This window comes from Nocardia sp. NPDC003693, assembly GCF_053981095.1.
This window is the reverse complement of record NZ_JBSFNO010000005.1, coordinates 208225-232508: the sequence shown is the minus strand read 5'-3', so window position 1 is coordinate 232508 and position 24284 is coordinate 208225. Positions and strand designations below refer to the sequence as shown.

Genomic DNA, 24284 nt, shown 5'->3' with positions numbered 1-24284 from the left:
GCATTTGAATATCATCCGCACGTCGAAACTCGCCGATAACTCGTGAGCTGCGGAGATGTAGCTACCCGGGGCCGCGATCCCTGCCCATCGAACGCAACGGTTCCGGCCGACGAGTGCCGTTACCGCACAACCTCGTTCATCTCAAGGGTTCGGACAAGAATGTTTGGGTATGCATCAACCCGGGAACTTTGTGCTTAGTTTCTATCACCAAGTGGCAGCGCAACGCATGATGGTATCAGGGCCGCGCAGCGAGGCCCGGGGCACGCAAGGAGGCGCTTCGCATGGCACTCACATTCTCACCGGGGCTGGTCACCAGCGACATCACGCCCGAAATCGCCTGGCAGATTTCGGCATCCGACCACGTGTGGATGCTGAGCTGGCTGCCCGAACGCCGGCTGACCCGGCACGCCGCGATCAGCGGGATGGTCCTGGACGAGGTGCTCAGCGACCCCGCGCTCGCCGACCCCGACTTCGCCCTGGCGCTGGCCGAGGCCCGCGCCGGAGAACTGGGCATGACGCTCCGGGAGGTCGTCGAACGCCTGGCGCTGCGCGTCCTGCAGCGCGACGCGCAGCGCGGGCCGCGCGGCCTCCGCGTCGGCCACACGCACCGGCACGGCGCGGTCGCCCCGGCGGCCTGGTGACCGCCCGGGCGCACCGCGCCGCGAAAACCGTTGTCAGAGGGGCGACGGCAGGCTGTGGATCAACTTCACCGTCGCGGTGATGACCTCCGGATCGGTGTTCGGGAGCACACCGTGGCCGAGGTTGAAGATGTGGCCCTTCGCGCCGAGCGCGATCGCCTCGTCGGCCTCGTGCACGATCCGGCGCACCTCGGACTCGATGGCGGACGAACCGGCGAACAGCACCGCGGGATCGAGGTTGCCCTGCAAGGCTTTTCCCGGGCCGACGCGGCGGACCGCCTCGGTCAGGGGGACGCGCCAGTCCACGCCGACCACGTCGGCGCCCGCCTCGCCCATCGCGCCCAGCAGCTCGCCGGTGCCCACGCCGAAGTGGATGCGCGGGATGCCGGCCGACGCGACCTCGGCGAACACGCGCTCCGAATGCGGCATCACGTACTCGCGGTACTGGGCCAGGGTCAGCGCGCCCGCCCAGGAGTCGAACAGCTGCACCGCGTCCACGCCGGCCGCGATCTGCGCCTGCAGGAACTCGATGGTGATGTCGGTCAGCACGCCGAGCAGCTGATGCCAGGTCTCGGGATCGCCGAGCATCATCGCCTTGGTGCGCTCGTGATTCTTGCTCGGGCCGCCCTCGACCAGGTACGAGGCCAGGGTGAAGGGGGCACCGGCGAAGCCGATCAGCGGGGTCCGGTCCAGCGCGTCCAGCAGCAGGCCGATACCGGCGGTCACCGCGCCGACCTCCTCCGCGCGCAGGCGCGGCAGCGCGCGCACATCGGCGACGGTCCGCACCGGGTTCGCCACCACCGGGCCGACGCCGGCCACGATGTCGAGATCGATCCCGGCGGCCTTGAGCGGAACCACGATGTCGGAGAACAGGATTGCCGCGTCCACGTCGTGGCGGCGGATCGGCTGCATGGTGATCTCGCACACCAGCTCCGGATCGAAGCAGGACTCGAGCATGCCCACGCCCTTACGGAGCTCGCGGTACTCCGGGAGCGACCGTCCGGCCTGGCGCATGAACCACACCGGACGCCGATGCGGAACGCCACCGGACGCGGCGACGAGAAGGGGGGCATCGGGCAACTGGCGGCGGCTGTGAGTGCTCATCGCAGCCCATCGTAAAGGCCCCGGGCGGCGCGCCTCTCACTACACCGCACCCGAGAGGTCTACCGTCCTCATACGTGACACCGCTCGACTTCCGCGACGGCGCCGCACCGACCCCGGAGCCAGAAGAACCCACAGGGTTCCGCGCCGCGGTCGATGCGATGGGAACCGCAACCGTTCACCCCAGGATCGAGCTGGCACCGATCCGGCCGCCGCAGCGCCTGGCCCCCTACTCGTACGCCCTGGGCGCCGAGGTGACCCGCCCGGACACCAACGTGGTGCCGGTCGACTCCGACGGCGACGCCTTCGGCCGCCTGATCCTGCTGCACGACCCGAACGGGCAGGAAGCCTGGCACGGGGTGTACCGGCTGGTCGCCTACATCCAGGCCGACATCGACTCCGCGCTCGCCGCCGACCCGCTGCTACCCGAGGTGGCGTGGAGCTGGCTGGTCGACGCGCTCGAGTCGCGCACCCCGTTCACCGCGCTCGGCGGCACGGTCACCGCGACCAGCTCGGTGCGCTACGGCGACATCGCCGGACCGCCGCGCGCGCATCAGCTCGAGGTCCGCGCGTCCTGGACGGTCGGCGACTCGCTGATGCGACCGCACGTGGAAGCCTTCGGCGAGGTGCTCGCCTACGCCGCCGGGCTGCCGCCCGCGGGCGTCACCCGGCTCGACGTCGGGCACGCCGACGACACGGACTGAGCGCACTCGCGCCCGGTCCCGGCGTGGCGCGTCCGGGAGCAGCTGTACCGCAACCAAATCGGCGCCGGGCAACTACTATTCCGAGCAGCCCGGCGCCGTGTCGCGGTCCGACGTTTACTCGACGTGACGCAGGCCGCCCCTGTCCTACACGTAGAGTTCAAGACCATGTCCGTACCAGAAGAGCCCGAAGCCACCGCAGCGGTCCCCTTGCTCGCGCCCGCGGACGGTGTACCACCGGTACTGGACACTGCCTCCGCCATCGCCGCGGCCGCCGCCCGGATCGCCGCGGGCACCGGTCCGCTGGCCGTCGACGCCGAACGCGCGTCCGGCTTCCGCTACTCCAATCGCGCCTATCTGATCCAGCTGCGACGCGCCGGAGCGGGCTCCTTCCTCATCGACCCGATTCCGGTCGACGGCGACCTGACACCGCTGGCCGAGGCCATCAACGGGCTCGAATGGGTGCTGCACTCGGCCGACCAGGACCTGCCCGGGCTCGCCGAGCTCGGGCTGTACCCGGCGCGGCTGTTCGACACCGAACTCGGCGGCCGGCTCGCCGGCTACGAACGCGTCGGGCTCGCGGCCATGGTGGAGCGCCTGCTGGGACGCGAACTGCGCAAGGGCCACGGCGCGGCCGACTGGTCGACGCGCCCGCTCCCGGACGAATGGCTCAACTACGCCGCCCTGGACGTCGAACTGCTGCTCGAGCTACGCGACGCGGTCGCCGCCGAACTGGAAGAACAGGGCAAAACAGACTGGGCCGCACAGGAATTCGAACACGTCCGGCTCGCCGAGCCGTCCGCGCCGAAATCGGATCGCTGGCGGCGCACCTCGGGCATCCACACCCTGCGCCGCACCCGGCAACTGGCCATCGTGCGCGAACTGTGGACCACCCGCGATCGGCTCGCCCGCTCCCGCGACGTCGCCCCCGCGCGCATCCTGCCCGATTCGGCCATCGTCGCCGCGGCCACCAGCGAGCCCAAGTCGATCGCGCAACTGCGCACGCTGCCGGTGTACGGCGGGCCGCGCCAGCGCCGCTACTCGCGCGAATGGCTCGGCGCGGTCGAGCGCGCCCGGGCCCTGCCCGACAACGAACTGCCGCCGCTGACCCAGCCGTTCGACGGGCCGCCGCCGGTCAATCGCTGGGAACGCCGCGACCCGGCCGCCGCCGCCCGCCTGCAGCGCGCCCGCGCGGCCATGACCGAACTGTCCACCGAGGTGTCCGTGCCGGTCGAGAACCTGCTGACCCCGGACCTGCTGCGCCGCATGTGCTGGGACGGGCTACCGCGCACCGCCACCAACGGCGACGCGCCGGTGCTCATCGACGACTTCCTGCTGGCGGGCGGCGCGCGGGACTGGCAGCGCGAGCTATCGGTCCCGAGATTGGCCGGGGCGCTCTACCCCGCGAAAGATCAGGCTTCCTAACCCGGACCCGCACCCCCGGTCGGCTGAACCGTTCCCGGCGTGTTCCAGGCCGAAATCCATACCGGACGGTAGAGATCCAGACGCGCACACCGGGACGACCCGAGCGGCCCTTGTTCAGTCCTCGAAGATCGGTGGGCGGCGGTCACGGCGAGCGCGAATGGCCTCGTCGAAATTCTCCGTGGTCAGGCGGACGTACAGCTGCGCGGTGCCCTCGTGCTGCATATGCGATTCGAAGCTGCTCGCCTCCAGCCCACTCCACAGCATGCGCTTGGTCAGCTCGGTGCCGACCCGGCTCCAGCGAATCATCTGCTCCGCGGTGTCGTAGCAGCTCTCCAGCAGTTTGTCCGCGGGCACGACCCGCGACACCAGCCCGATGCGCTCGGCCTCGGCGGCGTCCACGTCCCGCCCGGTGAGCATGATCTCGAAGGCCCGCGTGGTGCCGACCACGCGCGGCAGCAGATAGCTGATGCCCAGTTCGGCCGAGGTCAGCCCGTTGTTGATGCCCGCCGCGCGGAAGTACGCGTCGTCCGCGGCGATCCGTACGTCGGTGCCGACCGCCAGGCAGAACCCGCCGCCGATGGCCGCGCCGTTGATGGCGCTGATGACCGGCTGATGCATCCGCCGGATGGTGAGCATGACGTTGTTGAGCAGATCCATCGACCGGCGCGCGATCGAGGTCCTGGTCAGTCCCTCCACGCCCGGGACGCGACCCGCGTGCTGCAGATCCGCGCCCGAGCAGAAGCCGGCCCCGGCGCCGGTGAGCACCACGACCCGCACCTCGTTGTCCGCGGCCACCGCCTCGAGCGTCTCGCGCAGCGGCACCATGACGTCGAAGGCCATGGCGTTCATGCGGTCGGGACGGTTGAGGGTGACCAGGGCGATGCCCGGTCGCGGCTTCTCGACGAGCACGAACGGTGACTCGACTTCCGACATACGCAACTCCTGAACCAGAAAACTGAAACCTGTTCCAGAATCTACGCGATCGCGATCACCGCGTCCGGGAAAGCCGCCGGTGCTATACCGGCGGCCGATACGCGAAAAGCCGCCGGTGCCGGCCTATTCCGCGAGCGCCCGCTCGGGCTCGATGACCAGCACCGGATCGGCGCCGACCTGATCGAGCTCGACCGTGGCGTTGCCGCCGAGCCAGCCGCTGATCCGCTGGGTCACGTCGTCCGGGGTCAGGCCCAGATCCTGATGCACCCGCGCACGCGAGGCGTGATCCAGGAACTGCTGCGGCACACCGATATCGCGGGCCGGGATGTCCACACCCGCCGCGCGCAGCGCCGCCGACACGGTACAGCCGATGCCGCCGTGCAGGCCGCTGTCCTCCAGCGTCACCACCAGGCGGTAGTTCTCGGCCATCTTCACCAGGGCGTCGTTGACCGGCAGCACCCAGCGCGGATCCACGACGGTGACCGAAACACCGTCGGCCTCCAGCTGATCGGCGACCTGCAGGCCCAGACCCGCGAACGCGCCGACGGCCACGATCAGCACATCGCCGCGCACCGACTGCGCCGAATCGCCGTCCAGCAGCTCGGGCACGCGCAGCACGTCCAGCCCGTCCAGGCGCTCCACCGCGGCGATGTCCTCCACGACACTGCCCTTGGGGAAGCGGATCGCGGTGGGGCCGTCGCCGATGTGCAGCGCCTCGCCCAGTTCCTCGCGCAGGGTCGCGCCGTCGCGCGGGGCGGCCACCCGGATGTTCGGAATGATGCCCAGCACGGACAGATCCCACATGCCGTTGTGACTGGCGCCGTCGTCACCGGTGATGCCCGCGCGGTCCAGGACCAGGGTCACCGGCAGGTTCAGCAGCGAGACATCCATGAGCAGCTGATCGAAGGCGCGGTTCAAGAACGTGGAGTAGATCGCGACCACCGGGTGCAGACCGCCCAGGGCCATGCCGGCGGCGGAGGTCATCGCGTGCTGCTCGGCGATGCCGACGTCGAACATGCGCTCCGGGAAGCGCTTTCCGAAGGCCGACAATCCCGTCGGGCCGGGCATGGCGGCGGTGATGGCGACGATGTCGTCGCGCTGCTCGGCCTGCGCGATCAGCTCCTTGGAGAAGATCGAGGTCCAGCTCGGCGCGGACGAACCGCCCACCGGCTCACCGGTCTCGGGATCGATGCGGCTGATCGCGTGCATCTGATCGGCGACGTGATCCTCGGCGGGCTTGTAGCCGCGGCCCTTCTGGGTCACCACGTGCACGACCACCGGGCCGCCGAAATCCTTGGCGCGCCGCAGCGCCGCCTCGAGCGCCACCGTGTCGTGGCCGTCGACCGGGCCCACGTACTTCAGGCCGATATCGCCGAACAGCTCCTGCGGGGCGACCGCGTCCTTGATACCGGTCTTGAGCGCGTGCAGCATCGAATAGGCCGAATCACCCACACCGGGAATCGACTGCACGATCCGCTTGGTCGCGTCCAGGGCCTGCTCGTAGGCCGGCTGCATGCGCAGGGCGCTGAGCCGGTCGGCCAGGCCGCCGATGGTCGGGGCGTAGGAGCGGCCGTTGTCGTTGACCACGATCACCACCGAGCGGTCCTGCCCGGCGGCGATGTTGTTCAGCGCCTCCCAGCACATGCCGCCGGTGAGCGCGCCGTCGCCGACGACCGCGACCACACTGCGCTTCTGCCGGGTCAGCGCGAACGCCTTGGCCAGGCCGTCCGCGTAGGACAGCGACGCCGAGGCGTGCGAGGACTCCACCCAGTCGTGCGCGCTCTCGGCCCGGCACGGGTAGCCCGACAGGCCGCCCTCCTTGCGCAGGGTGTCGAACCCGTCCTTGCGACCGGTCAGGATCTTGTGGACGTACGACTGATGACCGGTGTCGAAGATGATGGGGTCGGCAGGCGAGTCGAAGATCCGGTGCAGCGCGATGGTCAGCTCTACGACGCCGAGGTTCGGACCCAGGTGCCCGCCGGTGACGGCGACCTTCCGCACCAGGAACTCACGAATCTCCTCGGCCAACTCACGCAGCTCTGATACCGACAGCCGGCGCAGGTCCTCGGGCATGTCGACCCGGGAAAGCACTCCCACGGCTATTGCTCCCTCCGGATGTCTCCTGTGTTTGCAACAGTCTACGGAGCCGCGACCGGCCCGCTAAGTCAGGAACTGAACGCCACCTGCGACATCCACTTCGGATGTGAGGCTCCACACACATTACCCGGATACAGTGGCCACGTGGTCCACTCCGATTCGACCGCAGGAAATCCGGTTTCGGCCGCCCCCGGGGTGGTTGCCCGGCTCATCGACGAGGTATACGAACTCTGCCGGACCGACACCTCCGGAGAACTCGCCGACTACATCCCGGAACTCGCGGCGGTGCAACCCGATTCGTTCGGCATCTGCCTGGCAACCGCCGACGGTCAGGTGTACGGGAGCGGGGATGTGCACACCCCGTTCACCATTCAATCGATCTCGAAACCGTTCACCTACGCACTGGCCCTCGCGGACCGCGGACCAGCGGCGGTGGCCCAGCGTATCGACGTGGAACCCACCGGAGAACCGTTCAACGAAATCAGTCTGGACCCCAGGACACAGCGCCCGCGCAACCCGATGATCAACGCGGGCGCGATCACCGCGGCGTCGCTCGTGGAGGGTCGTGACCCGGCCGACCGGTTCGCTCGGATACAACGCAGCTACGGCCGATTCGCGGGGCGCGAACTGAAACTCAACGAGGCCGTGTACGCCTCGGAAGCGCGCACCGGATTTCGCAATCGGGCCATCGGATATCTGTTGCGCGGAGTCGGGATTGTGGACGGCGATCCGGACGAAGCGGTCGATCGATACTTCCGGCAGTGTTCACTCGACGTCACCTGCCGTGATCTCGCACTCATGGCCGCGACACTGGCCAACAACGGCGTGCATCCGCTGACCCACGAACGCGCGCTGGTCGCCCCGCTCGTCGAGCAAGTTCTCAGCGTCATGACCACCTGCGGCATGTACGACGCCGCCGGGGACTGGGTCACCACGGTCGGGCTGCCCGCGAAAAGCGGCGTGGGCGGCGGGATTCTGGCCGTGCTGCCGGGACAGCTCGGCATCGCGGTGTACTCGCCGCGACTGGACGAGCACGGCAGCAGCGTGCGCGGGGTCAAGGCGTGCCGCGAACTGTCGCATCGACTCGGCCTGCACTTCCTGCACGTCACCCGCGGCGCGCACACCGCGATTCGAGCCTCCTATTCGGTGGCCGAGGCGCCCTCGCGACTGCGGCGCGATCCCGAGGAGCTGGAGCTGCTGCGCGCCCACGGCGACCGGGTGCGCATCGTCGAACTGGCCGGCGACCTGCTGTTCGCGGGCGCGGAATCCACCGTGCGCGCGGTGGAACAGCTGCCCGGGGACCTGGAGGCGCTGGTGCTGGATCTGCGCGAGGTCGGCGACGTCAGCGATATCGCCGCGCGCATGCTCGCCGACGTGCAGGCCGAGCTGGCGGCGGCGGGATGCCGTGTGGCGCTGGTGGATCCGGACGCCAAGCTCGGGCACATGTCCTCGAGCCTGGATCCGGCCGATCCGGTGGGGCGGGTGTTCGTGGACCGGGACAGCGCCACCGAATGGTGCGAGCAGCTCGTGCTCGACAGGCACCGGCCGCCCGGATACACCGCGCCCGCCGCACTGCGGGTCGAGGAGCATCCGGCGATGGCCGAGCTGCCGGACGACGAATGTGTGCGGCTGGCAAGGGAATTCGAGATCCGCACGATCGCGCGCGGCGAACTGGTGATCGCCCGCGACAGTCCCCGCGCCGGCCTGTTCCTCATTCTGGACGGGCGGGTGCGGATCACGTTCGAGGACAACGCCGGTCGCCGCCACCGCCTGATCACCCTCTCCCCCGGCATGTCGTTCGGCGAGATCTCCCTGCTGACCGGCGTGCACTTCAGCAACGACATCTACGCCGAGACCACGGTTCGCCTGGCCGTGCTGTCCCCGGAGAAGTTCGATCGGCTCACCAGTCAGGCTCCCGAGGTGAAGCTGGCGCTGCTGGAACGCCTGGCGACGGCGGCGTATTCACAGACGGACGCGGCGGTGCGGGCGCTGGCGGCCCACGGCGGGGCCTGACCGGGCGGCTGACCCGACCCGCCAATTTCGCCCGGACGGGACGAACGGCCTGGTCTCGGACGGGAATTCACCGATACGCTCGGACCGGGCCGCCGACCCGCAGGTGCTGCGCGGCGGCCCGGGCAGCGATCAGTAGCGCTTCTTGCGGGCGGCCAGGTCTTCGGTCTTGATCCGGATGTCGTCGGTCCTGGCGCGCAGGTCGTCGGTCTTGGCACGGATCGCGCCGAAGACGATGTCGCGGCTCTCCGAGAGCAGGTCCTGGACCTCGAGGACCGTGCGCTGGGTCGCGTCGACGCGGACGCGGGACAGCCGGCGGCCGCTGCGGCGCCCCGCCCGCGCGAGTTCCTGGACGAGTTCGCCGAAGGCGCTCATCGGACCGCCCCCCGAACCGCCGATTCGACGTACGCTTGTTCACCGAAAAAATGAGATCTCATACCCTGGAACCCCTTTGTATCCACTGTAAACGCACCTACCGCGATAGGTGGAGAGTACGCTTGTTCACTCGCTGGTGCCACTTGCGGACGTGGACGGCGGGGGGCGGAGAGCCGGGCCGGATCGGGCTCGCGACGCGCGGCGGGCCGGGTGAATCGGCGGGCGTCGGTAGCATCGGTGTGCCCCCGGAACCGATCTAGGAGGACGTCGTGACCAGCAGTGCGAGCGAGACCGGCACCATCACCACGTTCGGCGCCGGAAGTGCGAGCGCCACACCGGATCTCATGCGGGTGAGCATCTCGGTGGAGAAGAAGGCCGACACCGTGGCCGCCGCCTACGCCGGGGCCGGGGCGCGCGCCGACGCGCTGATTCGGTCGCTGCGCGGCGACGGCGTGCCCGCGCGCGACGTCTCGACCAGCGGTTTGTCGGTACGCACCGAGACCGTGTGGACCGAGGCCAATCGCGAGCAGGTCGTGGGATACGTGGCGAGCACCTCGCTGACCGTCGTGCTGCGCGACATCGAGGCGGAGGAGAAACCCGCGCAACCCGGGCCCGAGGCGATCATCGCGCACGCCGTCGACGCGGGCGGGGACGAGGTGCGGCTGGGCGGGCTCACGCTCGGCGTCGCCGACGAGGAGAGCCTGCTGACCCGGGCCCGCGACGCGGCCTGGGAGCACGCCCGCGCGAAGGCCGAACAGTACGCCGCACGGGCGGGGCGCACCCTCGGCCCGGTGCTCGAGATCACCGAGAACACCTCGGGCGCATCACTTCCCGCGCCGCGCATCGCCTTCGCCGCCAAGTCCGCCCCGATGGACGCCGGCGCGATCCCGGTCGAGCTCGGTGAGAGCGAGCTGTCGGCCTCGGTCCGGGTGACCTGGCAGCTCGGCTGACGCATTCGGCTCGAGCCCGCCGTGCGGAGCGATGGGCGTGATGCCGCATCGCCCGATGCGACGGGATGCGGAGCACGCCCGACCTCGCCCACCGGCGGTAACGAGCGCACTTCCGTTGCCGGCGAGACCATTCGGCTCGCGCGAACGGTTCTCCGCCCAGGCGGCACGCGCCTGGGCGATCGAGATGCGAAGGCGGCGGCTCGGCCTCAGCGCTCCAGTAGCGCGATGCACTCCACGTGGTGGGTGCCGGGAAAGGCGTCGAAGACGCGCAGGGCGGCGGGCTGGTAGCCCGCATTGCGGTACAGGCCCAGGTCGCGGGCGAACGAGGCGGGGTCGCAACCGATGTGGATGATGCGGCGGGGGGTGCGCTCGGTCAGGGCGGTGATGACCTCCTTGCCCGCGCCCGCGCGGGGCGGGTCCAGAACGACCACGTCGGGGGCGGTCGGCGGCTGCTCCACAATCCACTGCTCCACGCGTTCGGCGCGCAGGTCCACCCAGGGCAGGTCGCGCAGGGCGGATTTGCCCTCGGTGACGGCGGTGCGGGCGAACTCGACGCCGTGCACGCCGCCCTCGGGACCGACCTGACCGGCCAGGCGAGCCGCGAAAACGCCCACGCCGCAGTACAGATCCCAGGTCAGGGCGCCGGGGGCGGCGTCGGACCACTCCGCCACCACATCCGAATAGCATTGCGCGGCACCGACATGCGGCTGCCAGAAGCCGGTGGCCGAGAGTTCCCAGCGGCGGCCCGCCACGTACTGCGCGGCGCGGCCGGTGCCGTCGAACACCTTCTCCACGCGCGGGCTGTGCGCGGCCGCCCGGCGGGCGACCGTGCTGTTGCGGTCGCTGCCGCGCCGGAAACCGTTGCCGCCGCGCCTGCTCCGGCCCGACTGCACCACCGGGGACAGCTCCAGCAGATGCCGCACGCCGTCACCGTCCACGGCGACCACGAGGTCCGCGCCCGGCTTCCACGTGCGCTCGGCGATGCCCTCCATCGCCCCGGCCATGGGCTGGGGGCAGCGCAGGTCGGGAATCACGTCGGTACTGCGGTACCGGTGCACGCCCGCCCGGCCCTGGGCATCGACCACGAGTCGCACCCGCGAGCGCCAGCCACCGGCCGAGGTCGGAGCCACACCGGCAGGTGTGCCACTCGCCGCCGGCCGGAAACCCGCGGACACGCCGAGCGCCACCGACCGTGCAGCCTCGAATTCCCCGCCCGCGGCGGGCGCGACAGCAGCCGGCACCGTGCCGCCCGCACCGCTTCCCAGCGGCGCCGACACCCCGCGCACCGGCGCGGGAATCACCTCGACCTCGAACTCCGGCTCCCAGGCCGCGAGCCGCAACAGCTGTTCGGCGACCACGCTGTGCTTGAGCCCGCGCTGGGCGGCGGGGGTGGCGTGGGTGAAATCGCAGCAGCCCGCACCACCGGGACCCGAGACCGGGCAGGTGGGATCGACCCGATCGGCCGAAGCCTCCAGGATCTCGATCGCGTCGGCCCGGCAGAACGACCCGCCGCGATCCTCGGTGACGACCGCGCGCACCAGCTCACCGGGCAGGCCGTGCCGCACGAACAGCACCCGGCCCTCGTGCCGCGCCACGCAGAAACCACCGTGCCCCGGCGCGCCGAGCCGGACCTCGACCGTCGTTCCGCGCCAATCGGTTCCCGAACTCACGACTCGTCCCCGAAACCACGCCGCACCGAACCGGGCGCGTTGACGATGTGCGTGCGCCGCCCGGCGTTCGCCGAGGAACTGAGCTGCCACGGCACGCTCGTCACCATCACGCCCGGCTCGAACAGCAACCGGCCCTTGAGCCGCAACGCGCTCTGATTGTGCAACAGCTGCTCCCACCAGTGACCGACCACGTATTCGGGGATGAACACGGTCACCACATCACGCGGGGCGTCCTTGCGCACCCGTTTGACGTAATCGACCACCGGCTTGGTGATTTCGCGATACGGGGACTCGATCACCTTGAGCGGCACCGAGATATCGCTGCGCTCCCAATCCCGCACGAGGGTGCGGGTGTCGGGTTCGTCGACGTTGACGGTGATCGCCTCGAGCGTGTCGGGCCGCCCGGCCCGGGCGTACGCCAGCGCCCGCCGGGTGGGCATGTGCAGCTTGGACACCAGCACGATGGAATGCGTCCGGCTCGGCAGCACCCCGTCCCATTCCGACTCCGAGGCCTCCAGCTCGAGCGAGACCGTGTCGTAGTGCCGGCGAATGAGTTTCATGATGCCGAAGATGGCGGCCATGGTCACGATGGCGATCCACGCGCCCGCCAGGAACTTGGTGATCAGCACGATCACCAGCACGGTCGCGGTCATGGTCAGGCCGATCGCGTTGATCACCCGCGAGCGCTTCATCCGCGCGCGCTGCGCCGGATCGGTCTCGGTGCGCAGCAGCCGCGTCCAGTGCCGCAGCATGCCGGTCTGGCTCAGCACGAACGAGACGAACACGCCCACGATGTAGAGCTGGATCAGCTTGGTGACCTCGGCCCCGAACATGACCACGAACGCCACCGCGGCGCCGGCCAGGAAGATGATGCCGTTGCTGAACGCCAGGCGATCACCGCGGGTGTGCAGCTGGCGGGGCAGGAAACGATCCTGCGCCAGGATCGAACCCAGCACCGGGAAGCCGTTGAACGCGGTGTTGGCCGCGAGCACGAGGATCAGCGCGGTGACGATCGTCATGAAGTAGAACCCGGCCGGAAAACCGCTGAACACCGCACCGGCCAGCTGCGCGACCAACGTCTTCTGCTCGTAGCCCTCGGGCGCGCCGCCCAGCTGGCTGGTGTCGTGCGCGTAGACGATGCCGACCTCCTGGGCCAGCACGATCATGGCCATCAGCAGCGTGATGGAGATCGTGCCCAGCAGCAGCAGCGTGGTCGCGGCATTGCGGGACTTGGGCTTGCGGAACGCGGGAACGCCGTTGCTGATGGCCTCCACACCCGTCAGGGCCGCACACCCCGAGGAGAACGCGCGCGCGATCAGGAACACCAGCGCGATACCGAACAATTGGTCGTGCTCGGCCTTCAGCTCGAATCCGTACGACTCCGCGTGCACCTCCTGCCCGAGACCGATCCGGGTGAAACCCCAGATGAGCATGACGAACATGCCGATCATGAAGGCGTAGGTGGGAATCGCGAACGCGGTGCCCGATTCCCGGACGCCGCGCAGATTCAACGCGGTCAGAATCGCGATCGCCGCGACCGCGAACAACACCTTGTGCGTGGAGACGAACGGCACCGCCGAACCGATATTCGACGCCGCCGAGGAAATGGACACCGCGACGGTGAGCACGTAATCGACCAGCAACGCGCTGCCGACCGTCAAACCCGCCGTCGGACCCAGATTCTTGGTGGCGACCTCGTAATCGCCGCCGCCGGAGGGATAGGCGTGCACATTCTGCCGATAGCTGGCGACCACGACGGCCATCACCAGCACCACCGCCACACCCACCCATGGCGCGTACACGTAGGCGGACAGTCCGCCCACCGACAGCATCAGGAAGATCTCCTCCGGCGCGTAGGCCACCGAGGACAGCGCGTCGGAGGCGAACACGGGCAGCGCGATTCGCTTGGGTAGCAGGGTGTGACCCAGCGAATCACTACGGAAGGGGCGGCCAACCAGCATGCGTTTGGCGGCCGTCGTCAACTTCGACACTTTTGCGAGCATAGGGGAGCGCGAGCGCGGTCGCGTCCACGGCGCGACGGGTTCACCTCGCGGCCGTACGCTTGCTACCGGATACAAGCACCGACGTGGCTGCGACAGCGGGGGCAGACGCTGTGAGCTTTTCCCGGCTCCGGTTTGAATACCGATCGGAGGGGGAAAAAGGCTCGGGAAAACTAGAGCGGTACGGTTGCGACCCGGACAAGCAACCAGACCGCACACCACGGTTTCGGAAATGGGGACAGCACGGTGTACGTAGTGATCATGGGGTGTGGACGGGTGGGCTCCTCGCTCGCACGCGCCCTGGTCCGCATCGGCCACGAAGTCGCGGTGATCGATCAGAACTCCAGTGCCTTCCTGCGCCTGGGCCGCGATTTCCCGGGACTGTGCATCACCGGCGTCGGCTTCGATCGGGACGTGCTGACCCGGGCCGGAATCGAACGCGCCGGAGCCTTCGCCGCGGTGTCCTCCGGCGACAACTCCAACATCATCTCCGCCCGCGTGGCCCGCGAGACCTTCGGCGTCGAACGCGTCGTGGCCCGCATCTACGACGCCAAGCGCGCCGCCGTCTACGAGCGCCTCGGCATTCCGACCATCGCCACCGTGCCGTGGACCACCGACCGCTTCCTGCGCAACCTGGTGGCCGATCAGTCCACCACCACCTGGCGCGATCCCACCGGCACCGTCGCTGTCACCGAACTCACCCTGCACGAGGAGTGGTACGGGCGCACGGTCCATTCGCTGGAGAACACCATCGGCGCGCGCGTGGCGTTCCTGATCCGCTTCGGACAGGGCATGCTGCCCAACGCCAAGACCATGCTGCAGGCCGATGACACCGTCTACATCGCCGCCACCTCGGGGACCGTCGGCGAGGCCGTCGCCCTGGCCGGAAATCCCCCCGCGAGCGAGGACTGAGCAATGAAGGTAGCCATTGCGGGCGCCGGCGCCGTCGGCCGATCCATCGCCCAGGAGCTATTGCGCGGCGGCCACCAGGTCATGCTGCTGGAGCGCCGCCTCGATCACATCGATCCCACCAGCGCGCCCGCCGCGGTCTGGACGCACGCCGACGCCTGTGAGCTCGAGACGCTCGAAGAGGCGGGCCTGGAAACCTACGACGTGGTCATCGCCGCCACCGGCGACGACAAGGTGAATCTGGTCTTCAGCCTGCTGGCCAAGACCGAGTTCGGCGTGGGCCGGGTGGTGGCGCGGGTCAACGATCCGCGCAACGAATGGCTCTTCGACACCTCGTGGGGCGTGGACGTGGCCGTGTCCACCCCGCGCCTGCTCGCCTCACTGGTCGAGGAGGCGGTGTCGGTCGGTGATCTGGTGCGGCTCATGACCCTGCGCCAGGGTCAGGCCAATCTGGTGGAGATCACACTGCCCACCGATACGCCCTTGGCGGGCAAGGCCGTTCGCATGCTGAAGCTGCCGCGCGATGCCGCGCTGGTCACCATTCTGCGTGGCGGCCGGGTCATCGTCCCGCAGGCCGACGACTCGCTCGAGGGCGAGGACGAACTGCTGTTCGTCACGTCCGTGGAAGCCGAGGACGAGCTACGCAAAGCCCTCGGCGTCAACGGGTTCGACAACAATCTCGGCGTGGCCTGAGAACGGCCCCGGCACTAGGCGACCTTCAGTTCGGCGCGCAGCTTGTTCAGCGCGCGGTGCTGCATGACCCGCACCACGCCCGGGCTGGTGCCGATCGCCTCGGCCGTCTCGGCCGCGGTCCAGCCCAGCACGATGCGCATGACCAGCACCTCGCGGTGGGTCGGCGCGAGCACCTTCATGAGTTCGCGTGTGGCGGCGCGGGTTTCGGACTGCAGCGCGCGCTCCTCGGGGCCGGCCTCGTGGCCCGGCTCGTCCGGGAACTCCGCCACCGGGTAGGCCGGGTGCACCTGCGCCCGCCGGAACGCGTCGGCGACCTTGTTGGCCGAGATCCCGTACACGAAGGCCAGGAACGACTTGCCCTGATCCCGGTAGCGCGGGATGGCCTGCACGGTCGCCATGCAGATCTCCTGGGCCACGTCGTCGGCCGTCACGTGCAGGTGACCGCCGCCGCCCATGCGGGCCGCGCAGTAGCGGCGCACCAGCGGGTACACGATCTTGAGGATGTCGGAGACCGCGTGCTTGTCACCGCTCGCGGCGGGACCGATCAGCTTCTCCAATTCCGCTGCCGCGCGCCGCGATTCCGAGGTCGCCGCACTGTTGTTCTTGCCGGTACCCCGCCCCGCCGAATGCCGGCGCGAGGCTGTCGCCTGCACCGCCGCACCGCGCCCCTCGCTACGGTCCTGCGCTGCCACTGCCTTGCCGTCGGTAATCACTCCGCGATCCTTTCGCCGTTCGTCTCACAACGATCCTGCGATGATCGGCGCCGCCGAAATAGGTACCCCAGGGGTGGGGTGGGCACCCCCTCCCCACCCCTAACCGTTACCGAAGGTGTTGCGCGGTGGGCACATAGCGCGATAAGGGCCGTTCGAGCTCGATACTCGAACGGCCCCTGCGAGGTCGTGAACAGCGGATAGGTGGTGCGTGGGCGATCGCGCCCGGGAAATCAGTCGCGGGTGGCGGCTCTGGCGGAGGCGACCGGCAGATGACCCGCCTTGCGCACCGCCCACACCGTCACCACCAGCGCGACCGCGGTCAGCGGCCAGCCCATGGCCAGGCGCGCCACGGCCAGCAGACCGGTGCTGTCGGAGGCGTAGAGGTGGTTCTGCACCAGGTAGCGGGCGCCGAACACCACGGCCCAGACCGCGGTGGCCAGGTCGTACAGGCGCATCGCGCGGCGGTCGGAACGCCAGTCGCTGCCGTGCCCGTTCAGCACACCCCAGATGACACCCGCCAGCGGCCAGCGCACCACCAGGGACAGCAGGAACGCGCCGCCGTACACCAGGCTGGCGTAGATGCCGAACAGGAAGAAGCCCTTGGCCTCACCCATGCGCCAGGCGATGAACGCACACACGCCGACGCCCAGGAAGCCGGAGATCGCCGGCTGGATCGGGTCCTTGCGCACCAGACGCCAGATCAGAATCGCGATGGCCACACCCATCGCGGCCCACAGCGCGGGCCCCAGCCCGCGCAGGGAGTTCACCGGCACGAACACCAGCACCGGCAGCGAGGAGTAGATCAGGCCGCTGAAACCGCCGAGCTGCTCGAGCAGCGTCTGCTGGGTCTCGGCCTCGCGTTCCTCCTCGGCCTCCACCGCGGCGCGGTCGGCTTCGAGAAGCTCGGCGCCCGGCTCGGAGTACGCGCCGCGATCCTCCAGCGGCCTCCGGGTCTCGGTGGGCCTACGGCCCTCGTCGTTGCTGCTGGTCGGTATCGACATGCGTCAGGAATTCCCACGGAGTTCGTAGTAGGGGTTGTAGATGACCTTGCCGCCGTCGCGTCGTTCACCGACGCGGCCGCGGACCAGAATACGTCGCCCCGGCTCGAGACCGGGGATGCGACGCCGGCCGATGAAGACCAGCGACACACTGTCGGTGCCGTCGAAGAACTCGGCCGAGAATTCCGCGCCCGCGGACTTCGGACAGGCTTCGACGCTGCGCAGCCGCCCGAGCATGGTGACCTCTTCGCCGCGCCTGCACTGCGATGCCTGACACGCGCCGGACGCTTCGGACGTCTCGGCGAGCTCTTCGGCATCCAAATGATCCAGGTCCGCCGTCAGTCTCCGGCTCAGTCGCCGGAAATAGCCTGACGGGGTGTCCTTCCCACCCGTGGATGGCATCTCGCACGCTCTCCTGTAGAGCAACACGGCGTGGGTCGCACGTCGTTCGTTCTTGCCACACACCCGATGGGCCGCTGCTGCCGCCAACTGCTTGTGGCCGACGACGTTCTCGCAGCACCGCCCACACAACCGGCTGTGGCCGTACACCGCCACTGTAGAGGTGAGAGCCTCCCCTCGCCACGCGCGCCCGTCGCAGTACGCTCGCCCGGTGCCCGATCTCTCCATTCCGGCGGTCGCCGTCGCCCTGCCCGGAACCGGCTCCGACGCCCACTTCGCCCGTCGCGCCTTCGAATCCGCCTGCACCGCAGCCGGTGTGCCCTGCGTCGCGGTGGATCCCGACCCGCTGCGCGTGATCGAGAGCTATCACGCGGCCCTGGACACCGCGGCGCGGTCGGGCCCGGTTCTGATCGCGGGGATCTCCCTGGGTGCGGCGGTCGCGGTGGACTGGGCGGCCCGGCACCCCGAATCCACATACGGCGTGGTCGCGGCCCTGCCCGCCTGGACCGGCGCGGACACCACCGGCTGCCCCGCGGCCCTGAGCGCCGCGGCCACCGCGGCCCAGCTCCGCGCCGACGGCCTCGACGCGATGATCGAGCGCATGCGCGCCTCGAGCCCCGCCTGGCTGGCCGAGGCCCTGACCCGCTCCTGGCGCTCCCAGTGGCCGGATCTGCCCGCGGCCCTGGAGGAAGCGGCCTCGTACGCGTGGCCCGAACCCGGCCTGCTCGCCTCGATCACCGCGCCGGTGCACATCGTGGGCGCGGTCGACGATCCCGTGCACCCGATCGCCGTGGCCGAACGCTGGGCCGCCCTGATCCCCGACGCCCATCTGCACCGGATCACCCTGGACGAATTGGGCGCGGACCCCGCGATTCTCGGCGCCCGCGGCGTCGCAGGACTGCTCCCCCGCGTCGCGTCCCGCTGACCACCCCGAGCCCGCAACGAATTCCGCGCGACCCTGCACCCCTCGGTGACCGGCGACCGTCTTGCCGCCTCGGCAGGTCCGGCCGCACCAGTTCGGGTGACCCACAACCGCCGCGGTGTGGCGAACCGATGTCGCGCCACGCCCGGCGCTCGGTGTGCCGAATCTCATGACAGGCGAACGGTCTTCGCATCTGTTGGATGCGAAGACCGTTCGTGAACCCGCCGTGTTCCGGGCAGCTACCTAGTTCAGGCCGAGCTGCTGCATCGCCGAGCCCTCGGCGCCGCGGCGCGGCTCCTGGGGGGCCGCGGTCGGGATCGGCTGCGGGCCGCCGTTCATGGCGGCCAGCTGGGCCGCCATCGCCTGCTGCTGGGCGGCCAGCTGCTGCTGATGGGCCGCGGCGAGCTGATCGGCGAGCTCCTGGGGTAGGACCACCGGCAGCGGCTCGCGCACGGGCAGCGGCTCGTCCCCGCGTCTGACCACGGTCTCGCTCATGATCGCGCGGGCCGCGGTGACCAGCGGCGCGCCGTCGACCGCGGCGCCCGACGGGCCGGCCGCGACCAGGCGAACCATCCAGCGGTAGCCGTCCACGCCGATGAAGCGCAGGTCCGCGCCCTCGGTGACCGCGTGCAGCTCCCGGCCCCACGGGCCGTTCTGCACCGACACCTGGGCGCCGTCCTTGCGCAGGGTCTCGGCGAGATCGGCTGCCACCGAACGCCATTGACCGGCCGACTTGGGTGCGGCGTAGGCGGCGACCGTGATGCGGCCGTGCTCGGTGGCCAGGTGCACCGCCTGCGGGGTGCCGTCCGGGGTCATCTCGACCTGCAGCTGCCCGCCCGGCGGCACCGGCACGATGACCGATCCCAGGTCCAGGCGCTGCTCGGCCACGGTGGCGAGGCGATCGACGACATCGTCGTAGTTGTAGGGGCCGGTGCGGTCATCACGCTCCGGCGCCTCGTACGCGGGTTCGGGCTCGGGCTCGGCGTAGCCCTGCGTCTCGAACTCGTCGGTGTCATCGGAGTATTCGGCGTCGTCGTACTCGTCGTAGTACTCGTCGTCGTACTGACCGGAATCCTCCGGCTCACCGCTGCGCTTCTTCTTCCCGAACATCGTCATGCCTCCTTACCGGCCACCTGGCCCACCCCACCGGATCCCGCGGTCAGGCTCGCGTGCCCACCGCTCGATCCGTATCCTCCTGCGCCGCGCTCGGTGTCGTCGAGCGAGTCCACTTCCACGAATTCCACCAGTTCCACCCGCTGCACCAGCAACTGCGCGATGCGGTCACCCCGCCGGAGCTCGATGGGTGTGCGCGGATCGTGATTGATCAGACACACCTTGATCTCGCCCCGGTACCCGGCATCGACCGTGCCGGGGGTGTTGACGACGGACAGACCCGCCTTGGCCGCCAGCCCCGAACGGGGATGGATCAGCCCGACGGTGCCCATCGGGAGCGCCACCGCGAGCCCGGTGCCGACGAGCACCCGTTCTCCCGGTTCGATGATGACGTCCTCGGTGGTGCACAGGTCCACGCCCGCGTCGCCCTCGTGGGCGCGCGTCGGTACGGGCATGCTGGGATCGAGCCGCAGCAGGGGAACAGTCGGAATACCGGTCACGTGGGCCGAGCCTACGCGTTCGGCGTCCAACTCATTGACCTAGTCTGATGTCGTGTCCGACCAGTCCCCTCAGGTGAGTACCGAAACCGAGCAGCGGAGCGTTCCGCTCTACTCCGAGCGCCTCTGGGTGCCCCTGTGGTGGTGGCCCGTCGGGTTGGCGATCACCGGCCTGCTGGCCGCCGAAATCCACATGGGCGCACCGGGAATCCGGGCCTGGCTGCCGTACGTGCTGCTGTTCCCGATTCCGGTGTGGGTGCTGCTGTGGCTGTCCCGGCATCGGGTGGAGGTGGTTCGCGACGCCGCGGGCACGCCGGAACTGCGTGTCGATCGCGCGCATCTGCCCGCCACCTTCGTCGCGCGCGGCGCGAGTGTGCCCGGCAGCGCGAAGAGCGCGGCGCTGGGTCGTCAGCTCGATCCGGCCGCCTACGTGCAGCATCGCGCGTGGATCGGGTCGCTGGTGCTGCTGGTGCTCGACGATCCGGACGACCCGACGCCGTACTGGCTGGTGAGCACGCGCCGTCCGGAGCGGGTGCTGGCCGCGCTCGGTATCGAGAACGCGAGCTGAGTCGGCGACACCCCGCACAACGCCGAGAAATACCCCCGCACAACGCCAAAAAACGCTGCCTGACGGGGCAGCGTTTCATCGACCCGAAACGAATCCGGATGTGTGCGTTGTGTCGAGCGCCGGCCAGTACCGGCCAGCGCTCGTTGTTACCCGGGCTGAAACTGGCCGCGCTCGGTGGACCGAGCGCGGGCAGACGGAACTTCCTGCTCAGGGCTGTTCGGCAGAAGTACTCAGGCCGCGCAGTCCATGCAAATCAGCTGCCCGCTCGCCTCGCTGGCGAGACGGCTGCGGTGGTGCACCAGGAAGCAGCTCGAGCAGGTGAACTCGTCGGCCTGCTTCGGGATGACCCGGACCGAGAGCACCTCCTCGGACAGATCCGCGCCGGGAAGCTCGAACGACTCCGCGGTATCGGATTCGTCGATATCCACGACGGCGGATGCCGCCTCGTTGCGACGAGCCTTCAGCTCCTCCAGCGAGTCCTCCGACACTTCGTCGGTTTCACTACGCCGTGGTGCGTCATAGTCGGTTGCCATGTCGTCTTCCCCTCGTCCTTACTCCGTAGATCCCGGACCGGCTCCCACCGTCCCGGCTCCCGAGGGAACCGAACCGGCCTTCGCCGCCCCGCCCGTGGTGTACGCCACACGTACACCGGTCACCGATCGGGCCGGATGCTCCTGATCCGCACCGGATCGCGCTCGGTCAACGCAGGACATGCCCTTGTTGTTCCCGAAATCGAACCCCCGATTCAACCCGGGCGATACGATCTGGGCCGCCAGACAATAGCGGACCCCGGCCCAAAAGTCGCAATCAAAACACGCGTGATTCGAAACTGAGGGGTAATCGTCATCACCGGGGGAACGGTCCGAGACCTGGCTCACCGCTGCCGTGATCTTCTCGCGCCCGGATCACGATCCGGCCGACTTGCCGAGAAGTAGGGCGGCTTACCGGTGCCTTGCGCGCACCGGACCCTTCGTGTTCGTAGAGTGATGTCCGTGGTTTCACTGATCACCCAAGGCAACTCGACCGACCCCAAGGGGCGGCAATTCATCCGGCGACGCTGGGAGCCGTGGGCAGCCATGGTGGGTGTCATCGCTCTGATCTCCGTCGTGGTGTGGTTTCGCGCGCTGACGACGACCGAATCGGATCAGGCTGCGATGTCGTGCAATTCACCCAGCCCGGCGTCCAGTACCAGCGCTCCGGCCCCGGTTCCGATGGGCACGCGCCAGGGACAGGGGTTCCTGCGCGACGTGGAGCCGGTGCCGCTGTCGCAGTCCAAGGTGCGCGTGTTCAACGCGAACGGGCAGCGCGGGCAGGCGGCGCACGTCGCGGCCGGGCTCGGCGACCTCGGTTTCGCGAGCGCGCCGGACGTGCAGGTGGGCAACGACCCGGTCTACGTCAACGGAGATCTGGAGTGCACCGGCCAGATTCGCTTCGGCGTGAGCGGCCGCCCGGCCGCCGCGGCGGTGCAGTTGGTCGCGCCGTGCGCGGAACTCATCGAGGACTCCCGCGCGGACGACACGGTGGATTTCGTCCTCGGATCGCTCTTCCGTGATCTGCGGCCGAGCACCGATGCCGAGGAGGTGCTGCGGGCCCTGAAGAACGCGCCGGCGGGCACCGCTCCGGCGATCGACTCGAAACTGCTGTCGGCGGCCCGGCACGCCAAGTGCTGACGCACGGCCGCTGACCTGCCCGGTCGAACGCCACACACCGATCGCCGCGCCCATGGTGGGCGCGGCGATTCGCGTTCTGTCAACCGGGCTGTCCTACTGCGGGATAGGGGCCGTGACACCGAGCTTGTCGAGCAGACCGCTCAGTTCGTCGGCGATGCCCGGCGCGGCCGCGACCACCAGTTCACCCGCCGCTCCCCCGGTGCCCGGCGCGGGCAGGATGAGCGTGGCGCCGGCCTCGGCGGCGATGAGCGCGCCGGCGGCCCAGTCCCACAGGTTCAAGCCGTGCTCGTAGTGCGCGTCCACGCGGCCCTCGGCGACCATGCACAGGTCCAGCGCGGCCGAACCCACCCGGCGGATGTCACGGATGTGCGGGAGCAACTGGGCCAGCAGTTCGCCCTGCCGGGCGCGGCGCGCGGTGCCGTACCCGAATCCGGTCGCCACCAGCGCCAGCGAGACCTCCGCAATCCGATTGCAGTGCAAGGGAATCTGCGAGGCGTCCGGGCCGGTGCGATGCGCGCCCTGCCCGAGCCCGGCGCTGTAGGTGACCCCGGCCGCCACGTCGGCCACCGCCCCTGCCACCGAGCGGCCGCCGCGCACCGCGGCCACCGAGACCGAGTAGGCGGGGATGCCGTAGACGAAGTTGACGGTGCCGTCGATGGGGTCGACCACCCACTGCACGGCGTCGGGATCGGCCAGCAGTGTGCCGCCGTCCTCCTCGCCGACCACGTGGTCGCCGGGGCGCAGTTCGGCGACCAGCCGGCGCACCAGGTGCTCGGTCTCGGTGTCGACGACGGTGACCGGGTCGGTGGGTGTGCTCTTGGATTGCACGGCGTCTCCGGCGACCGCTCCCGATTCGAAGACCTGGGGGCGGCGCGTGCGCACGTGCGCGGCGGCGGTTTGCGCGAGATGTACCGCTACGCGGCGTAGTTCGGCGATGTCGGCCACGGCGGCGGTCGAGGTGGTGTTCGATGCGGTGGAGGTGATATCGGATTCCGGCACGATTCCCATCGCAGCACAGATCCGGCACACCGCGCATTAGGCTTGTCGTGCACGCCACAGCTCATCCAGCCGGGAGAACGGGGAGTTCGTCATGTCCAAGCGGGGCCACGCGTTCGGGATCGACATCGGTGGCAGCGGTGTCAAAGGCGCGGCGGTGGACCTGGCTACCGGGGAACTGGTCCAGGAACGAATCAAGGTCGCGACCCCGCAGCCCGCCACGCCCGCGGCGGTGGCCGAGACGGTGGCCAAGGTCGTCGCGCAGGCCGGCTGGGACGGCCCGGTCGGTATCACCATGCCGAGCGTGGTGATCGGCGGGCTCGTGCGCAGCGCCGCCAATATCGACAAGACCTGGATCGGGGTCGACGCGCGGGCGCTGTTCAGCACGGCGCTGGGCGGGCGGGAGGTCACCGTCCTCAACGACGCCGACGCGGCCGGGCTCGCCGAGGACACCTACGGCGCGGCCAAGGATCTGCACGGGCTGGTCGTGTTGCTGACCTTCGGGACCGGCATCGGGTCCGCGATCATGTACAACGGGGTGCTCGTGCCCAACAGCGAACTCGGCCACATCGAGGTCGACGGGCGCGAGGCCGAGCACCGGGCGGCGGCCTCGATCAAGGATCGCCAGGGGCTGAGCTACCCGGAATGGGCCGCCGAAGTCAGTAAGGTGCTGGTGACGCTGGAAAACCTCTTCTGGCCGAACGTGTTCGTGGCCGGTGGCGGCATCAGTCGTGACCACCACGAATGGATTCCCTTGCTCACCAACAGAACTCCCGTTGTGGCGGCGGATCTGAAGAACACCGCGGGCATTGTCGGAGCCGCGATGGCTGTGTCTAGCGGTATCGCACCGTAAGCAGCCTGGTTCGATCGTTACAATGGAACAAGACCGGCGGCAAGCCGGTAAAA

Annotated in this window: 24 protein-coding genes; 11 read left to right on the top strand and 13 right to left on the bottom strand. The window is 69.6% G+C overall.

Annotated features, from left to right (window positions below; all coding sequences use genetic code 11):
- The first annotated feature begins 281 nt into the window (after nt 1–281).
- Nucleotides 282–641, top strand: a complete 360-nt coding sequence (locus tag ACWDOP_RS09205; protein WP_456344641.1) for a hypothetical protein — start codon at nt 282–284, stop codon at nt 639–641.
- Between the two features lie 33 nt (nt 642–674).
- On the opposite strand, the gene hemE is transcribed toward ACWDOP_RS09205, so the two are convergent.
- On the bottom strand, nt 675–1742 hold the full coding sequence (hemE, locus tag ACWDOP_RS09200) for a uroporphyrinogen decarboxylase (RefSeq protein ID WP_456344640.1): 1068 nt from the start codon (nt 1740–1742) through the stop codon (nt 675–677).
- 74 nt (nt 1743–1816) lie between these two features.
- On the opposite strand from hemE, the gene ACWDOP_RS09195 reads away from it, so the two are divergent.
- Together ACWDOP_RS09195 and ACWDOP_RS09190 are read left to right on the top strand one after the other, a co-directional pair.
- Nucleotides 1817–2443, top strand: coding sequence for a DUF3000 domain-containing protein (locus ACWDOP_RS09195; protein ID WP_456344639.1), 627 nt, complete (start codon nt 1817–1819; stop codon nt 2441–2443).
- A 165-nt stretch (nt 2444–2608) separates the two neighbouring features.
- Nucleotides 2609–3865 (top strand): HRDC domain-containing protein, encoded by a 1257-nt coding sequence (locus ACWDOP_RS09190; protein ID WP_454201947.1) that lies wholly within the window; start codon nt 2609–2611, stop codon nt 3863–3865.
- A gap of 114 nt (nt 3866–3979) precedes the next feature.
- Here ACWDOP_RS09190 and ACWDOP_RS09185 read toward each other — a convergent pair whose 3' ends face one another.
- Both ACWDOP_RS09185 and dxs read right to left on the bottom strand, forming a co-directional pair.
- Entirely contained in the window at nt 3980–4798 is an 819-nt protein-coding gene (locus tag ACWDOP_RS09185; RefSeq protein ID WP_456344638.1) for an enoyl-CoA hydratase, read from the bottom strand.
- Nucleotides 4799–4921: 123 nt separating this feature from the next.
- Nucleotides 4922–6895 (bottom strand): 1-deoxy-D-xylulose-5-phosphate synthase, encoded by a 1974-nt coding sequence (gene dxs / locus ACWDOP_RS09180; RefSeq protein ID WP_456344637.1) that lies wholly within the window; start codon nt 6893–6895, stop codon nt 4922–4924.
- A gap of 144 nt (nt 6896–7039) precedes the next feature.
- Here dxs and glsA point away from each other — a divergent pair, with 144 nt between their 5' ends.
- Nucleotides 7040–8908 (top strand): glutaminase A, encoded by a 1869-nt coding sequence (gene glsA, locus ACWDOP_RS09175; RefSeq protein WP_454201944.1) that lies wholly within the window; start codon nt 7040–7042, stop codon nt 8906–8908.
- Between the two features lie 129 nt (nt 8909–9037).
- Here glsA and ACWDOP_RS09170 read toward each other — a convergent pair whose 3' ends face one another.
- Nucleotides 9038–9280, bottom strand: a complete 243-nt coding sequence (locus ACWDOP_RS09170) for a hypothetical protein (RefSeq protein WP_454201943.1) — start codon at nt 9278–9280, stop codon at nt 9038–9040.
- 269 nt (nt 9281–9549) lie between these two features.
- Between ACWDOP_RS09170 and ACWDOP_RS09165 the strand changes: the two genes are divergently transcribed.
- The gene (locus tag ACWDOP_RS09165) at nt 9550–10230 is read left to right on the top strand and encodes an SIMPL domain-containing protein (protein ID WP_456344636.1); all 681 of its coding nucleotides are present in this window, start codon (nt 9550–9552) and stop codon (nt 10228–10230) included.
- A gap of 206 nt (nt 10231–10436) precedes the next feature.
- On the opposite strand, the gene ACWDOP_RS09160 is transcribed toward ACWDOP_RS09165, so the two are convergent.
- Nucleotides 10437–11900: a class I SAM-dependent RNA methyltransferase gene (locus tag ACWDOP_RS09160; RefSeq protein ID WP_456344635.1), complete on the bottom strand. Its 1464-nt coding sequence runs from the start codon at nt 11898–11900 to the stop codon at nt 10437–10439.
- Nucleotides 11897–13891 carry an APC family permease gene (locus tag ACWDOP_RS09155; protein WP_456344634.1) on the bottom strand — a complete coding sequence of 665 codons (1995 nt, stop codon included), beginning with the start codon at nt 13889–13891 and terminating at the stop codon, nt 11897–11899. Before ACWDOP_RS09155 ends, ACWDOP_RS09160 begins: the two co-directional genes overlap by 4 nt.
- 255 nt (nt 13892–14146) lie before the next feature.
- Between ACWDOP_RS09155 and ACWDOP_RS09150 the strand changes: the two genes are divergently transcribed.
- Both ACWDOP_RS09150 and ACWDOP_RS09145 read left to right on the top strand, forming a co-directional pair.
- Nucleotides 14147–14812, top strand: a complete 666-nt coding sequence (locus ACWDOP_RS09150) for a potassium channel family protein (RefSeq protein ID WP_379000461.1) — start codon at nt 14147–14149, stop codon at nt 14810–14812.
- Nucleotides 14813–14815: 3 nt separating this feature from the next.
- Nucleotides 14816–15502 carry a potassium channel family protein gene (locus ACWDOP_RS09145; RefSeq protein ID WP_454201939.1) on the top strand — a complete coding sequence of 229 codons (687 nt, stop codon included), beginning with the start codon at nt 14816–14818 and terminating at the stop codon, nt 15500–15502.
- A gap of 14 nt (nt 15503–15516) precedes the next feature.
- On the opposite strand, the gene ACWDOP_RS09140 is transcribed toward ACWDOP_RS09145, so the two are convergent.
- The 3 genes from ACWDOP_RS09140 to ACWDOP_RS09130 form a co-directional block, all read right to left on the bottom strand.
- Nucleotides 15517–16215 (bottom strand): sigma-70 family RNA polymerase sigma factor, encoded by a 699-nt coding sequence (locus ACWDOP_RS09140; RefSeq protein ID WP_454201938.1) that lies wholly within the window; start codon nt 16213–16215, stop codon nt 15517–15519.
- Between the two features lie 230 nt (nt 16216–16445).
- A complete protein-coding gene (locus ACWDOP_RS09135; RefSeq protein ID WP_456344690.1) occupies nt 16446–17210 on the bottom strand; it encodes a DUF3159 domain-containing protein in 765 nt (254 codons plus the stop codon).
- Between the two features lie 9 nt (nt 17211–17219).
- Entirely contained in the window at nt 17220–17615 is a 396-nt protein-coding gene (locus ACWDOP_RS09130) for an OB-fold nucleic acid binding domain-containing protein (protein ID WP_454201937.1), read from the bottom strand.
- A gap of 208 nt (nt 17616–17823) precedes the next feature.
- On the opposite strand from ACWDOP_RS09130, the gene ACWDOP_RS09125 reads away from it, so the two are divergent.
- Nucleotides 17824–18537, top strand: a complete 714-nt coding sequence (locus ACWDOP_RS09125) for an alpha/beta fold hydrolase (protein WP_456344633.1) — start codon at nt 17824–17826, stop codon at nt 18535–18537.
- A gap of 240 nt (nt 18538–18777) precedes the next feature.
- Here ACWDOP_RS09125 and ACWDOP_RS09120 read toward each other — a convergent pair whose 3' ends face one another.
- Both ACWDOP_RS09120 and dut read right to left on the bottom strand, forming a co-directional pair.
- Complete coding sequence (locus tag ACWDOP_RS09120; RefSeq protein ID WP_456344689.1) at nt 18778–19644, bottom strand: DUF3710 domain-containing protein; 867 nt, start codon at nt 19642–19644, stop codon at nt 18778–18780.
- 2 nt (nt 19645–19646) lie between these two features.
- The gene (dut, locus tag ACWDOP_RS09115) at nt 19647–20147 is read right to left on the bottom strand and encodes a dUTP diphosphatase (RefSeq protein WP_354991599.1); all 501 of its coding nucleotides are present in this window, start codon (nt 20145–20147) and stop codon (nt 19647–19649) included.
- A gap of 52 nt (nt 20148–20199) precedes the next feature.
- Between dut and ACWDOP_RS09110 the strand changes: the two genes are divergently transcribed.
- Nucleotides 20200–20712 (top strand): DUF3093 domain-containing protein, encoded by a 513-nt coding sequence (locus tag ACWDOP_RS09110; protein WP_454201934.1) that lies wholly within the window; start codon nt 20200–20202, stop codon nt 20710–20712.
- A 230-nt stretch (nt 20713–20942) separates the two neighbouring features.
- Here ACWDOP_RS09110 and ACWDOP_RS09105 read toward each other — a convergent pair whose 3' ends face one another.
- The gene (locus ACWDOP_RS09105; RefSeq protein WP_327145210.1) at nt 20943–21245 is read right to left on the bottom strand and encodes a DUF4193 domain-containing protein; all 303 of its coding nucleotides are present in this window, start codon (nt 21243–21245) and stop codon (nt 20943–20945) included.
- A 459-nt stretch (nt 21246–21704) separates the two neighbouring features.
- Between ACWDOP_RS09105 and cei the strand changes: the two genes are divergently transcribed.
- Entirely contained in the window at nt 21705–22382 is a 678-nt protein-coding gene (cei, locus tag ACWDOP_RS09100) for an envelope integrity protein Cei (protein ID WP_454201933.1), read from the top strand.
- Between the two features lie 93 nt (nt 22383–22475).
- Here the strand turns inward: cei and ACWDOP_RS09095 are convergent, their stop codons facing one another.
- The gene (locus ACWDOP_RS09095; protein WP_456344632.1) at nt 22476–23390 is read right to left on the bottom strand and encodes an inositol monophosphatase family protein; all 915 of its coding nucleotides are present in this window, start codon (nt 23388–23390) and stop codon (nt 22476–22478) included.
- Between the two features lie 82 nt (nt 23391–23472).
- Between ACWDOP_RS09095 and ppgK the strand changes: the two genes are divergently transcribed.
- Complete coding sequence (ppgK, locus tag ACWDOP_RS09090) at nt 23473–24231, top strand: polyphosphate--glucose phosphotransferase (protein WP_454201931.1); 759 nt, start codon at nt 23473–23475, stop codon at nt 24229–24231.
- The last annotated feature ends 53 nt before the right edge of the window (nt 24232–24284 follow it).

What these genes read in the sequence shown, in the direction of transcription:
- ACWDOP_RS09205 (WP_456344641.1), top strand. Translation starts at nt 282, where the DNA reads ATGGCACTCACATTCTCACCGGGGCTGGTCACCAGCGACATCACGCCC.
- hemE (WP_456344640.1), bottom strand. Translation starts at nt 1,742, where the DNA reads ATGAGCACTCACAGCCGCCGCCAGTTGCCCGATGCCCCCCTTCTCGTC.
- ACWDOP_RS09190 (WP_454201947.1), top strand. Translation starts at nt 2,609, where the DNA reads ATGTCCGTACCAGAAGAGCCCGAAGCCACCGCAGCGGTCCCCTTGCTC.
- ACWDOP_RS09185 (WP_456344638.1), bottom strand. Translation starts at nt 4,798, where the DNA reads ATGTCGGAAGTCGAGTCACCGTTCGTGCTCGTCGAGAAGCCGCGACCG.
- ACWDOP_RS09170 (WP_454201943.1), bottom strand. Translation starts at nt 9,280, where the DNA reads ATGAGCGCCTTCGGCGAACTCGTCCAGGAACTCGCGCGGGCGGGGCGC.
- ACWDOP_RS09145 (WP_454201939.1), top strand. Translation starts at nt 14,816, where the DNA reads ATGAAGGTAGCCATTGCGGGCGCCGGCGCCGTCGGCCGATCCATCGCC.
- ACWDOP_RS09130 (WP_454201937.1), bottom strand. Translation starts at nt 17,615, where the DNA reads ATGCCATCCACGGGTGGGAAGGACACCCCGTCAGGCTATTTCCGGCGA.
- ACWDOP_RS09120 (WP_456344689.1), bottom strand. Translation starts at nt 19,644, where the DNA reads ATGTTCGGGAAGAAGAAGCGCAGCGGTGAGCCGGAGGATTCCGGTCAG.
- ACWDOP_RS09105 (WP_327145210.1), bottom strand. Translation starts at nt 21,245, where the DNA reads ATGGCAACCGACTATGACGCACCACGGCGTAGTGAAACCGACGAAGTG.
- ACWDOP_RS09095 (WP_456344632.1), bottom strand. Translation starts at nt 23,390, where the DNA reads ATGGGAATCGTGCCGGAATCCGATATCACCTCCACCGCATCGAACACC.
- ppgK (WP_454201931.1), top strand. Translation starts at nt 23,473, where the DNA reads ATGTCCAAGCGGGGCCACGCGTTCGGGATCGACATCGGTGGCAGCGGT.